Below are 13,115 nucleotides of genomic sequence, written 5' to 3'. Positions count from 1 at the left end.
TGCGGTGTGGGTGTCAGTTGCCCGGGGCCGTGAGGCCGCTGACGGTTTCCCGGATGGTCGGGCGGCGGTACAGCTCCTTCAGCCGCAGCGACGGCAGGCCCCGCGCGCGCAGGGCCGCGCCTATGCGGACGGCGAACAGGGAGTTGCCTCCCAGGTCGAAGAAGTCGTCGTCCAGGCCGACCGGCACGCCGAGCACCTCGCTCCAGATCTCCCGCAGCCGCTCGGTGAGCTCGGCGTCGCCCGTGACGGGCATGGTGTCCTGGGCCGACGACCGGGGCACCGCGGGTGCGGGGAGCTTTGCCGCGTCGAGCTTGCCGTTGGCCGTCAGCGGGAGCGTGTCGAGGGAGGTGACGGTGGCGGGGAGCATGTAGTCGGGCAGGATGCCCGCGGCCCGCTTGCGGACGGTGCCCGGGTCGCCCCCGGCCGACAGGACCACGTACGCGTCGATCCTGGCCGTGGCGGCGTCGGCCGGATCGGCGCGGCGCACGACGACGGCCGCCGTCCGCACGTCCGGGTCCTCCAGCAGGACCGAGCGGATCTCGTCGAGCTCGATGCGGAAGCCGCGGATCTTCACCTGGCTGTCGATGCGCCCGAGGTGTTCGAGACAGCCGTCGGGGCGCAGGCGTCCCAGGTCGCCACTGCGGTACATGGTGCCGCCGGTGAACGGGTCCGGTACGAACCGCTGGGCGGTCAGGTCCGGCCGGCCGAGGTAGCCCAGCGCGACTCCGGCGCCGCCGACGCAGATCTCGCCGGCCACGCCGGGTGGCAGCAGGCGCCCGGCCGGGTCCGTCACGTACAGGTGCCAGCCGGGCAGGGCGGGGCCGACGGAGCGGGTGGCGGCCAGGGCCAGTTTCCGGGTGACGGTCTGTTCGGTGACGTGGACGGTGGTTTCCGTGATGCCGAACATGTTCACCATGCGGCAGGCCGACTCGGGATGCCGGTCGAACCAGGGCAGCAGCATCCGCGCGTCCAGGGGCTCACCGCCGAAGACGACGAGCCGGACGGACACGTCACTGTGGTCGACGCCCAGGAGCTGGGCGAAGGCCGACGGGGTCTGGCTGAGCACGGTGACCTTCTCGGCGACGAGCAGGTCGCGGAAGCGGTCGGGTTCGCGGGAGACGAAGTACGGCACCATGACCAGCCGCCCGCCGGTCACGAGGCAGCCCCAGATCTCCCACACCGACAGGTCGAAGGCGCTGGAGTGGAACCAGGTCCACACGTCCTTGGCGCCGAACCCGTACTCGACGCGGGTCGCGTCGATCAGGGCGATCACATTGCTGTGCGGTACGACGACACCCTTGGGTCGGCCGGTGGAGCCGGAGGTGTAGATGACGTAGGCGGCGGTGTCCGGGGAGGGGAACGGGAGGGCCGTGTCGTCCGTCCCCGAAGGCGCGGAGTCCAGCAGCTCGTCCGGGGTCAGCGCCACACAGCCCGGCACTGGCGGGAACTCCGGCAGCCGGGTGACAACCACGCCCAGCTCGGCGTCCTGTGCTGTGTGGGCGATCCGGTCCTTCGGGTAGGCGGGGTCGACGGGGACGTAGGTCGCGCCGGTCTTCAGCACGGCGAGCAGGGTGACGACGAGTTCGGCCGAGCGCTCCAGGCAGACACCCACCCGGTCGCCTCCGACGACTCCACGGGCCCGCATGCCGCGGGCCAACAGCTCGGCCCGCTCGTCGAGTTCGCGATAGGTCAGGCCCGCCGCCCCGTCGGTCACGGCGATGTCGTCGGGTGTCGCGGCAGCCGCGCGGGCGACCGCCTCGGGGATGCTCACCTCCTCGGTCACCAGGGTGCGCGTCGGCCGGCCGAGCGCTGCGGTGCGGGCACGTTCGGCCTCGTCGAGGAGCTCGACGGCGTCGACCGGGGTCTGCGGGGCATGCAGGACCTGCCCGTGCACGTGGACGAGGTGCCGTACGAACTGCGCGGCGATCTCCGGGGAGAAGTGGCTGCCCAGATGGTCGCAGCGCAGCCGCAGGCCACCGGAGTCCCGGAAGACGGAGAGGGTGAGCGGGAACGGCGCCGCCAGGCAGGGCACGTACGCGCCGGGCAGCTCCGCCTCGTCGAAGAGCAGGCCGACGAGCGCGGGCCCGTCGGCGGCGGTGGGCTTGAGCTGACCCAGTGTGGGGGCTTCCCGTACGGCGAGGGAGCCGTGGTCCGTGCCGATGACCGGCGCGGACTCGGGGTCGTAGCGGCGCAGCGTGACGGCGAGGGCCACGAGCCAGCTCGTCTCGTCGCCCCCTTCGTCCAGGGAGACGAGGTGAGGGACGGTGGGGCCGTCGTGGCCGAGCCCCCATGCGGGGGCGGGAGCGAGTGCGGGTCCCCCGGGGACCGGGCGGCGGGTGGGCGTATCGCCGGAGTCGACAGACTCGCCGGCCGCTATATGTGCGAGGGCCGTGCGGTCCCACTGGTCGCGTGGGGCCACCACGATCAGGTCGCACGGGCCGTCGGCGTAGCGCAGCAGGACCCTGCGCGGTCCGGAGGCGGGGCGGGCGAGTTCGACGGCGCGGCGCCGCTCGGCGAGCGCGTCCGCCGCCGGTACGGGTACGTCCTCCGTCCACAGCCCCGCAGGGGTCGCCGTGTTCGGGGAACGGTCCGAACGCACGCGTACCGCATGGCAGCGCGCCGCAGAAAGGAGAGGGCCTGGCACGAGGGGTACTCCTTGTTGTTCAGGGGGTGTTGAGAGGCGTTCAGAGGTGTTTCAGGTTGTCCGGAGGGGCCGCAACGGCGTGCGTACCGCTCAGCGGATGCTGAAGCCGCCGTCCACAGTGAGGACCGAGCCGGTGATCTGCCTGGACTCGTCGGAGGCCAGGAAGACGATCGCGGCGGCGACGTCCTCGGGTTCGATCAGCGCGTTCATGGGCTGCGCCTCGACGAAGGTCCTCTCGTGCTCGTCGACGGACACCTCCAGCGCGCGGGCGATCTCGGCGAGCATCCGGCCCTCGGCCTGCGCGTCGTCGCGCACCGATCCCGGGCAGACGGCGTTCACGCGTACCTTGGTCGGCGCGTAGTCGAGGGCGGCGGCCTTGGTGAGGCCGACGACGGCGTGTTTGGCGGCGACGTAGCCGGCGAAGTGCCGGTAGCCGACGAGTCCGGCCGTGGAGGCGACGTTCACGATGCTGCCGGCGCGCCGGGCGCTCATCGCCTTGCCGACCTCACGGATGACCCGCCAGGCTCCGGAGAGGTCCACGTCGATCATCAGGGACCACTCGTCCTCGTCGATCTCGTGCACCGGCTTGCCGGAGGGCGCGGCGATGCCCGCGTTGTTGACGGCGACGTCGATGCGGCCGAACCGGTCCTCGGCCCGCGCCACGGCCTCCCGTACGGCGAGCAGGTCGCGGATGTCGGCCGCCGCGGTGAGGACGGCGGCGCCCGCCTCGCGGCACAGGTCGGCGGTGTGCTCCAACTGGCTCGGCGTGCCCAGCGGGTAGGGCACGCCGGGCAGGTCGGCGCAGATGTCGAGCAGCGTGAGGTCGGCGCCCTCGGCCGCGCAGGCGACCGCGGTGGCCCGGCCCAGGCCGCGGGCGGCGCCGGTGACGAGGACCGACTTGCCGTGCAAACGCATCGGATGCTCCTTGGGAGAGTCGTGAGTGCCCTGCTGAGGAGGGGACGGGAGGGGAGGCGCGGCTACAGCACCGACGAGACGATCAGGCGGACCAGCGAGGAGGAGGAGTCGGCCAGGTACATGTGGCCGCCGGGAAACTCGACATGCTCGAAGTCCTGGCCGGCCGCCTTGCTCCAGGCATCGGCCTCGTCGTAGTCGACCAGGTCGTCGTCCTCGCCCCGCAGGACGGTGAGCGGCGCCTCCAACGGCTCGTCGGTGCCGGGCGTGTAGGCCTCGTGCATCTCGACGTCCGCGCGCAGGGTGGGGAGGATCATGGCGCGCATCTCCGGGTCGTCGAGCGCGGGGTGGTGATAACCCGCGAACTCGCCGACGCGGGCGAGGAAGTCCTCGTCGGAGAGGCCGGTGGCGTGCTGTTCGCGTCCGCTTGAGGGTTCGGGGGATCCGCTGACGAACAGGTGAACGAGCTCGATGTCGGGTTCGGCGTGCAGCCGGTGGGCGAGTTCGTAGGCGAGCACGGCGCCGAGGCTGTGCCCGAACAGGGCGACGCGGTGATCGTCGCCGTCACTGAGGCGTTCCCGCAGCTGGGCCAGGAGTCCGTCCGCGGCCGTCTGTACGTCACGGTAGGGCTCCTCGTCGATCAGCCTTTCCCGGCCGGGCAGTTGCAGCGCCACGATCTCCAGCGCGTCCCCGGCGAGGGCCGTCCAGGGGCGGTAGAACGACGCGCCCGCTCCGGCGTACGGGAGGCAGACCAGCTTGGTCGTGTCAGAGGTGGTCATGAGTGTGGGTGTCTCCTTGTGAGTCGTGTGCGGAATGGGGGAGTGGGCTGGGGCAGGGGGTGGGACCGGGGGCGAGCAGGCCCGCGAGTGCCGCGGCCTCGGCGGCGACGCGCATCGCGTCGGCGGCGCGGTCCGGTCCGGGCAGCCCGGGGCCGACCGGCATCAGGTTGAGCGTGGTGGCGCCCGCCTCGGCGAACGCCGTCATCCGCTCGGCGATCCGTTCCCGCGGGCCGAGCAGCGAGGTGGCGTCGAGAAACTCGAGCGGTACGGCGGCCATGGCGCCCGGGAAGTCACCGTCCAGGAACCTGTCCTGGACGGTACGGGCCTGGGAACCGAAGCCCATGCGCTCGGCCAGCTGGGTGTAGTGGTTGTCGTCCCGGCCGCCCATGCCACCGAGGTACAGCGCGGCGTACCCCCGTACCCGGCGGGCACAGGCCCGCCAGTCGGCGCCGGTCACCAGCGGGACGCAGGGGGCGATGTCGAACCCGTCGAGGGTGCGCCGGGACTTGGTGAGGCCGGCCCGCAGGGGCTCGAGCTGCTTGGCGGCGTGGGCTGGTGAGAAGAACACCGGCAGCCAGCCGTCGGCGATCTCCCCGGCCAGTTCCAGGTTCTTCGGGCCGAGGGCGGCGAGGTAGACAGGGAGGTGCTCGCGGGGCGGCCGGATCGTCAGGGTGAGCGCCTTGCCGGGGCCGTCCGGCAGCGGGAGCGTGAAGTGCCTGCCCTCGTACTCCAGAGGTTCCCGGCGCAGGGCGCGGCGCACCAGGCTGACGTATTCGCGGGTACGGCCCAGCGGTGAGCCGAATCTGACGCCGTGCCAGCCCTCCGAGACCTGCGGGCCGGACACGCCGAGGCCGAGCCTGAACCGTCCGCCTGACAGGGTGTCGAGGGTGGCGGCGGTCATCGCCGTCATGGCGGGCGAGCGGGCGGGGATCTGCAGGACCGCGCTGCCGACGTCGATGCGGGAGGTGCGGGCGGCGATCCAGGACAGCACGGTCACGGCGTCGGACCCGTAGGCCTCCGAGACCCACACCGCCGAGTAGCCGAGTTCCTCGGCCAGGGAGGCGAGCGAGATGTTGGACGCGTCGTTGCCGCCGACCCAGTAGCCGAGGTTGAGGCCGAGACGCAGGGTGGGAACGTTCATGGGTACTCCTTGGCGGGCGCCGGCTCGGGCGTGCCCGCTGTCAGCGGCTGGTGCGGGTGTGGTGGCGCCATGTCGAGAGGGAGGTGAAGACGGCGATGATCAGCACCGAGCAGCCCACGGTGTACAACTCCGGGTGAAGTGCGGGCCAGCCGTGCTGGACGGAGAAGCCCGGCGGGGGCGGGTTGCCGAAGAGCTCGCGCAGGGCGTTCGCGAGCGAGGTGATGGGGTTCCAGGCGGCCACCGTGGACAGTGGGCCGGGGAGGGTCGCTCCGGAGACGAACCCGGAGGAGATGAACGTGGCCGGGAACAGCCAGATCACTCCGAGGCTCCCGGCCACCTGGGAGTTCGGCGATACGAGGGCGACGAAGACGCCGATCCACGACATCGCGAAGGAGAACAGCAGCACCAGCAGGATGCCGGCGGCCACCTGGACGGGGCCGGTGTGTGTGCGCCAGCCCATCAGCAGACCGCAGGTGGTGGTGACGGCGAGGCTGGCCACGCAGGTCGTGAGGTCGGAGGCCGTCCGGCCGAGCAGCAGGGCCACGCGGGAGATCGGCAGCGTACGGAAGCGGTCGACCATGCCCTGGTCCAGGTCCCGGGAGAGCCCGACCGTGGTGAAGGTGGTGGTGAAGGCCACGGTCTGGGCGATCAGCCCGGCGAACATGTACGAGCGGTAGGCCGTGCCGCCCAGGCTGTTGCCGAAGATGTACCCGATGAGCAGGGCGTACACGACCGGCTCGACCAGGCAGGAGATGAGCAGTCCCGGAGTGCGCCGCAGGTGCAGCAGGTTGCGCAGGGCAAGGTCCGTGCTCTCCGCGACGACACGGAGCACCGGAGTGCGCCGGGCCCGGGTCACGTCCGCGGGTGAGGCAAGGCCGCCGGTGGCGGGTGCGTCCCGGTGCGGGGTGCCGGTCCTGTGGACGTCGGTGGGCGCGGTCATCGTGTCGCCTCATGCCGCGCGCGGCCGGTCAGGCCGAGGAACACGTCGTCGAGGGTGCAGCGGCCGAGTCCGATCTCCAGTACGTCGACCTCTTCGTCCGCCAGCGCGGTGAGGGCGCGGCCCAGTGCTGCCCGGCCGTCGGTGGTGGCCGCCTCGACGCGCCGGGCACGGCGGTCCACCGTCGGGGGCGCGCCGGTGGCCCGTGCGGCGGCGCGTGCCGCCGCGTCGAGCTGGTGGTCTTCGGCGACACACAGGACGAGCCGGTCTCCGGCGGCTGCCTTCAGTTCGTCGCTGGTGCCCTCCGCCACCACCCGGCCCCGGTCGATCACGGTGATCCGGTCGGCGAGACGGTCCGCCTCCTCCAGGTACTGGGTCGTCAGCAGGATCGTGGTGCCGCCGGCGACCAGCTCACCGACCGCCTCCCAGGTGTCGAACCTGCTCTCGGGGTCGAGGCCGGTGGTGGGCTCGTCCAGGAGGACCAGGGGAGGGGAACAGACGAGGGCGGCGGCCAGATCCAGCCGTCGCCGCATCCCGCCCGAGTAGGTGCCGGCTCGGCGCCCCGCGACGTCGGTGAGCCGGAACCGGGACAGCAGGTCGTCGGCGACGCGGCGGGCCGCAGAGCGGCCCAGACCACGCAGTTTCGCGAGGAGGAAAAGGTTTTCGAAGCCCGTAAGTAAGCTGTCGACCGTCGAATACTGGCCAGCCATTCCGATCGTGGAGCGCACCTTTTCCGGTGCCTTTGTCACGTTCCAGCCATTCACGAAAGCGTGTCCGGAATCCGGCTTTAGGAGGGTGGTAAGAATCTTTACCAGAGTGGTTTTACCGGCTCCGTTCGGACCCAGGAGGCCCATGACCTCACCTGTTTTCACCTCCAGGTCGATGCCGCTTAACGCAGGGCTGTCCTGAAAGTGCTTGTGCAGGCCGTAGACGGCGACGGCGGACGTGGTGGGGGTAGGCACAAGTCCGTTCTACGCTCACCGTTGACCGAAGTCGATCATGGAATGCTAAAGACCACTTGTATGTTCGATGGTATTAATTTGCCGATGCGTAGAGATTTCGCTACCGGATCGTAAACCATGATCACGTAAGTTTTCTACTGTGCGAGAATTACTCACGAATCTGAGGGAGCGGGCAGCGCGCAATCCGCGGCAGCCTGCGGTAACATTCGTCTCCGAATTCACCGATCTCAGATGTGCGGTGCGCGACCGCGGGGAACTGGATCTACATTCCCGGCGCATTGCCTCCTGGCTCCAGCAACGATTCTCCGCGGGAGACCGGGCGTTGCTCGTCCACTCCCCGGGAATCGAGTTCACCACCGCCTTCTCCGCCTGTGTCTACGCCGGCGTCATCGCGGTGCCCTCCCCCCTGCCGGGCCGTTACCGGCACGAGCGCCGCAGACTCGCCGCCATCGCCCGCGACGCGAGGGTGAATGTCGTCCTCACGCAGCAGAGCGATCTGGCGGACGTGGAGAAGTGGATCGCCGAGGAGGGCATCGTCGGGGTGGTCTGCCACGCCATCGACGCCGGTGACGGAGACCCGGACGCCTGGACCGCTCCCGAGGTGTCGCCGGAAACCCTGGCGCTGCTCCAGTACACCTCGGGATCGACCGGCGACCCCAAGGGCGTCATGGTCACCCACGGCAACCTGGTCGCCAACGTCGAGCGGATGGTGGACACGTTCGGCAACGACAGTGGCACGACGTACGGTGGCTGGATCCCCCTGTACCACGACATGGGGCTGATCGGCCTGATGCTGCCCGGCCTCCTGTCCGGCAACGGGTACGTCCAGATGGACCCCATGTCCTTCCTGCGCCGCCCGTACCACTGGCTGCGGATGCTGGAAGCCTGTGACGTCGGATTCACCGCCGCGCCCGACTTCGGCTACGAACTGTGTGTCCGGCGGGTCACCGACGAGCAGCTCGCCACGCTCGACCTGTCCCGGGTCAAGGCCGCCGACGGCTCGGAACCGGTCCGCGCCGACGTGGTCGCCGCCTTCACCGAGAGGTTCGCCGCCGCAGGGCTGCGGCCCGACGCGCTCATCCCCGTGTACGGCCTGGCCGAGGCGACTCTGATGACCTCAGCCACCATCGGGCGGGCACCCCTGCGTACCGCCGTCGACGCCTCCGCGCTGGAGAGCCGTGTGCTGCGACCGGTCGACGGTGCGCGGCCGTCCCGCACGCTCGTCGGATGCGGGGCGCCGACCGGCTCCGACGTCCTGATCGTCGATCCCGACACCGGGGAGGCCCAGCCCGAGGGCGGGCTCGGCGAGATCTGGCTCGCCGGCCCCTGCGTCGCCGCGGGTTACTGGGAGAACGAGGACGCCACCGATGCCACGTTCCGGGCGTACACCCGTGACGGACGCGGTCCGTTCCTGCGTACGGGTGACCTCGGCGGCCTGCTCGACGGTGACGTCTACATCACCGGCCGCCGCAAGGACGTTCTCGTCCTGCACGGGCGCAATCTGCACCCTGCGGACATCGAGTACGAACTGCGTTCCGGACACGAGGAGTTGGAGGGCCTGCACGGGGCCGTCTTCATGGTCGGGAACGACGACGGGCCGGACACCACTCCCGCCGTCGTCGCCGTGCACGAGATCCGCGCCCACTGGGGCGCCGAACGGCTGAGCGAGATCGCCGTCGACATGAAGCAGACCGTGGCCCGGGAGTTCGGCGTACCCGTCGCGGCGGTCGCGCTGGTGCGGCCCGGCGGCGTCCGGCGGACCACGAGCGGCAAGGTGCAACGCTCGGCGATGCGCGGCCTCTACCTCTCCGGAGAACTGGACACCCTGCACCTCGGCGAGGACCGCCTGCTCACCGCGGCCCTGACCGAACACCGGCGGGTGAGCGCGCGATGACCACCACGGCCGCCCTGGAGGTCCTGCTCGCCGCCCACGAGAGCGACGCCTTCTCGCCCGACGCACTCGGCGCACTCGACGCCCTGGAGGAGTTTCCCGACAGCGCTGTCCGCCTCCTCGACGACGCGGGGATGTCCGCCCACTACGTCCTGTCCCCGGACGGCGACTTCAGCGAGACGCTCCGAATGCTGCGCACGGTCGCCCGCCGTGATCTGACGGTGGCCGTCGCGCACGGCAAGACGTTCCTGGGGGCGGCCCCGGTATGGGTGGCCGGCACCCCCGACCAGGCCGCCCGGCTCGCCGAGCGGGTGCGCGGCGGCGAGGCCGTCTGCTGGGGACTGACCGAGCGCGACCACGGCGCCGACCTGCTCGCGAGCGAGTTCGCGGCGGTGGCCGAGACCGACGCGGGCACGGACACGGGTGCGGTGGGTCCGGGCTGGCGGCTCACCGGCGAGAAGTGGCTCATCAACAACGCCACCCGCTCCACCCTCGCCTGTGTCCTGGCCCGCACCGACCCGGCCGGCGGCGGACGCGGCTTCAGCCTCTTCCTCGTGGACAAGCGCCGGCTGCCCGAAGGCGCCTGGCACAACCTGCCCAAGGTCCGCACGCACGGCATCCGCGGCGCCGACATCAGCGGCTTCGCCCTAGACGACGCCCCGGTGCCCCCCGGCGCCCTCGTCGGCGAAGAGGGCGACGGGATCGCCGTGGTGCTCAGAACGCTCCAGCTCACCCGCGTCGCCTGCACGGCACTCTCCCTCGGCGCCGCCGACCACGCCCTGCGGCTGGCCCGCGACTTCGTCACCGGACGCGAACTGTACGGCCGCCGCCTCGCCGCCGTTCCGCACGTACGGCGCATCCTCGGCCGGGCAGCCGCAGCCACGCTGACCGCCGAAGCGGTGAGCGCGCTCGCCGCCCGCTCGGTGCACACCCTGCCCGGTGAACTGAGCGCGATCTCGGCCATCACCAAGGCGTACGTCCCCACGCTGACCCAGGAGACGCTCGGCTCGCTCGGCGAACTGCTGGGCGTACGCGGCTTCCTCACCTCGCCGCCCGGCGACGGCTTCGCCAAACTCGAACGCGACCACCGCATCTGTTCGATCTTCGACGGCAGCACGGTCGTCAACCGTGCGGCCCTTCTCAGCCAGCTGCCGCGCCTGGCACGTCAGTTGAGCCGCGGCCGCTTCGACGCCGAAGGCCTGCGAGCCGCCGCCGACCTCACCGCGCCGCTCCCTCGGTTCGACCGCGACCGGCTGACGCTGCGATCCGTCACGGGATGCAGCGCCGTACAGGCACTGACGAACGCGGCGGCGCGCATGGAGGCGGAAGGACCGCCGCAGGCGGGCCCGCTCATCGCCCGCCTGCTCACCGACCTCGCCCTGCTGGAGAGGGAGTCGGCCACCTTCGTACCGATGACGGGCGGACTGGCCAGCACCGCCTTCCACCTCGCCGAACGCTACGAACGCGCCTACGCGGCCGCCGCCTGTGTACTGCTGTGGCTGCACAACCCGCCGCTGCGCACGGGACGGCTCGGCTCCGACGGCCTGTGGCTGCGGGCCTGCCTGACCGCCCTGCTCGGCGAGGACGACAACGACGTGTTCGACGACCTGGCCGACGTCGTACTCGCCACGCCCGCACCGGAGTTCACCCTGTGGGAAGGTGCCGCATGACAGCCGAGTCCGGCCTCGCACCCAAGCGCGCCGACGAGCTGGAGCACCTGCTCGGCAGACTGTCCGATCCGGACAGTCCCACCGGTGCGACCGCGATCCTCGCCGCCGACGAGCAGGCGGAGACGCTCACCGCCGGAGAGACGCTGCTGCACTCCTACGGGCTGAACGCCGAGTTCGTACCGCCCGCGCTGGGTGGCAGGCTGGAGCGGGCCGACCATCTCGCCGAGGTCATGCGCACGCTCTACCGACGCGACCCGGCGCTCGGCCTCGGCTACGGCGCCAGTTCGCTCATCGCCGGAGTCACCCTGTGGACCGCCGGCGACGAACAGCAGACCGGGCATGCCGCCCGTCTGCTCCTGGCCGGCCGGCGTATCGCCATCGCCTTCCACGAGCTGGCCCACGGCAACGACATGGCGGGCACGGAGTTCGCCGCCACCGCCGCCCCCGACGGCCTGCGGCTGAGCGGCCGCAAGGAGGTCGTCACCAACATCGCACGCGCCGACGCCATGGTCGTCCTCGCCCGCACCGATCCCCGGCCCGGTCCGCGCGGCCACTCCCTGGTCCTCGTCGACCGCGCGAACACCGATCCCGCCCGCCTGACCGACCTGCCGCGCTTCGGTACCGTCGGCATGCGGGGAGTACAGCTCGGCGGCCTGGCCTTCGACGAACTGCCGGTGCCCGCCTCCGCGGTGCTCGGCCCGGTCGGCTCCGGCCTGGAGACCGCGCTGAAGGCCCTCCAGATCACCCGCACGGTCCTGCCCGCGATGGCCAGCGGCATCCTCGACACCGGACTGCGCATCGCCGTGGACCACCTGACACGGCGTCGCCTCTACGGAAGCCCGGCCACCGCGCTCCCGCACGTCCGCTCCGTGCTGGCCGGTGTCTTCGCCGACCTGCTGCGTGCCGAGGCGCTCGGCGCGGTCGGCGCCCGTGCGCTGCATGTGGTGCCCGGCTCGGCGAGCGTGTACGCCTCCGCGGTCAAGTTCGAGCTGTCCCGGCTGCTGCTGTCGGCCATGGACCGGCTCGCGGAACTCCTCGGCGCGCACTTCTATCTCCGCGAGGGACCCACCGCGCTGTTCCAGAAGCTGCTGCGTGACCTCGCTCCCGTCGGCTTCGGGCACATCGCGCGCGCCGCCTGCCAGATGAGCCTGCTGCCCCAACTGCCCCTGCTGGCCCGCCGCACCTGGGCCCGCCCCGGCACCGAGGCGCCGGCCGACCTGTTCGCGCTCGCACGGCCGCTGCCGCCCCTGCCGTACGACCGGCTGGCCCTGCACGCGGCGGGCCGCGACCCGGTCATGGGCTCCCTGGCCGCCCTGGCCGACGCGTCCTGGGCACCCGAGCACGACGACCTGCGCGCGACACTCCGGGACGACCACGCCGAACTGGCCGAACTGGCCGCCGCCTGCGAGGGGTTGTCGCCGGTGGACCTCGGCGTCGACGCCCGCCCCGAGCACTACGGCATGGTCACCCGGTATGTACGCCTCCTGTCACGCACCGCCTGTACACAGGTGTGGCGGCACGCTCCGCCCGAGAGCTTCCTGGCCGGCCCCGCCTGGCTGCGCGCGGCACTGTGGCGCTCGGCACCTGGCCCGCACCGGCCGGGCCCCCTGCCCGACCAGGTCGAGGAGGCGCTCTTCGCCGAACTCCTGGACCGCCAGGACACCGGTCGTTCCTTCGGTCTGACCGGGAGACCGCTCGCCGTCTGAGAACCGGCCGTCGCCACCACCCGATGGCCCCCACTCACCATCAGCACGCCGTGCGCCGTGCGCCGTCCGGCCCCCGCCCGGGACGGGCAGAGCCCCTCCGCCGTACGGCCGCCGCGCACCCGGCCGTGCCGCCGCCCCGCGCTCCGGCTTCCTTTCTCTCTCCCCCCGCTCAAGAAAGTGACCCCCTCATGACCGCTGGCAACCAAGACGTGCACACCTGGCTGACGGAACGCGTGGCGACCTATCTGCGCCGCTCGCCCCAGGACATCGACACGTCCGTCCCGCTGGCCGACTACGGCCTGGACTCGCTGACGGCGCTGGCCATCACCGCCGACATCGAGGACGAGTTCGAGGTGACCGTCGATGACGCGCTGACCTGGGACCACCCGACGGTCGACGCGCTCAGCGAGGCCCTGACCGAGCTGTTCGGCGCACAGCCGGACGCGGCCCCGGCCGACGAGAAGCGGGCCTGA

General features: G+C 71.7%; 10 protein-coding genes. 4 read left to right on the top strand and 6 right to left on the bottom strand.

Going from position 1 to position 13,115, the window contains the following annotated elements; all coding sequences use genetic code 11:
• Positions 1 to 13: 13 nt before the first annotated feature.
• From PV734_RS19625 to PV734_RS19600, 6 genes are all read right to left on the bottom strand, one after another.
• Positions 14 to 2,599, bottom strand: a complete 2,586-nt coding sequence (locus PV734_RS19625; RefSeq protein ID WP_319290590.1) for a non-ribosomal peptide synthetase — start codon at positions 2,597 to 2,599, stop codon at positions 14 to 16.
• Between the two features lie 135 nt (positions 2,600 to 2,734).
• Positions 2,735 to 3,559, bottom strand: coding sequence for an SDR family oxidoreductase (locus PV734_RS19620; protein ID WP_319290588.1), 825 nt, complete (start codon positions 3,557 to 3,559; stop codon positions 2,735 to 2,737).
• Between the two features lie 62 nt (positions 3,560 to 3,621).
• Positions 3,622 to 4,335: a thioesterase II family protein gene (locus PV734_RS19615; RefSeq protein WP_319290586.1), complete on the bottom strand. Its 714-nt coding sequence runs from the start codon at positions 4,333 to 4,335 to the stop codon at positions 3,622 to 3,624.
• Positions 4,322 to 5,461 (bottom strand): LLM class F420-dependent oxidoreductase, encoded by a 1,140-nt coding sequence (locus tag PV734_RS19610; RefSeq protein WP_319290878.1) that lies wholly within the window; start codon positions 5,459 to 5,461, stop codon positions 4,322 to 4,324. The genes PV734_RS19615 and PV734_RS19610 overlap by 14 nt, the downstream gene beginning before the upstream one ends.
• Positions 5,462 to 5,516: 55 nt before the next feature.
• A complete protein-coding gene (locus tag PV734_RS19605; protein WP_319097484.1) occupies positions 5,517 to 6,416 on the bottom strand; it encodes an ABC transporter permease in 900 nt (299 codons plus the stop codon).
• Positions 6,413 to 7,375: an ATP-binding cassette domain-containing protein gene (locus tag PV734_RS19600; protein ID WP_415924231.1), complete on the bottom strand. Its 963-nt coding sequence runs from the start codon at positions 7,373 to 7,375 to the stop codon at positions 6,413 to 6,415. The genes PV734_RS19605 and PV734_RS19600 overlap by 4 nt, the downstream gene beginning before the upstream one ends.
• Before the next feature lie 139 nt (positions 7,376 to 7,514).
• Here PV734_RS19600 and PV734_RS19595 point away from each other — a divergent pair, with 139 nt between their 5' ends.
• The 4 genes from PV734_RS19595 (at position 7,515) to PV734_RS19580 (ending at position 13,115) form a co-directional block, all read left to right on the top strand.
• Positions 7,515 to 9,269, top strand: a complete 1,755-nt coding sequence (locus PV734_RS19595) for a fatty acyl-AMP ligase (RefSeq protein WP_319290584.1) — start codon at positions 7,515 to 7,517, stop codon at positions 9,267 to 9,269.
• Positions 9,266 to 10,936: an acyl-CoA dehydrogenase gene (locus tag PV734_RS19590; protein ID WP_319290582.1), complete on the top strand. Its 1,671-nt coding sequence runs from the start codon at positions 9,266 to 9,268 to the stop codon at positions 10,934 to 10,936. Before PV734_RS19595 ends, PV734_RS19590 begins: the two co-directional genes overlap by 4 nt.
• Positions 10,933 to 12,642: an acyl-CoA dehydrogenase gene (locus PV734_RS19585; RefSeq protein ID WP_319290580.1), complete on the top strand. Its 1,710-nt coding sequence runs from the start codon at positions 10,933 to 10,935 to the stop codon at positions 12,640 to 12,642. Before PV734_RS19590 ends, PV734_RS19585 begins: the two co-directional genes overlap by 4 nt.
• A 188-nt stretch (positions 12,643 to 12,830) precedes the next feature.
• On the top strand, positions 12,831 to 13,115 hold the full coding sequence (locus PV734_RS19580; RefSeq protein ID WP_319097480.1) for an acyl carrier protein: 285 nt from the start codon (positions 12,831 to 12,833) through the stop codon (positions 13,113 to 13,115).

The organism is Streptomyces sp. AK08-02 (assembly GCF_033795085.1).
GTDB lineage: Bacteria > Actinomycetota > Actinomycetes > Streptomycetales > Streptomycetaceae > Streptomyces > Streptomyces echiniscabiei.
The sequence above is the reverse complement of the archived record's forward strand: the minus strand, read 5'-3'. Positions and strand labels throughout refer to the sequence as shown.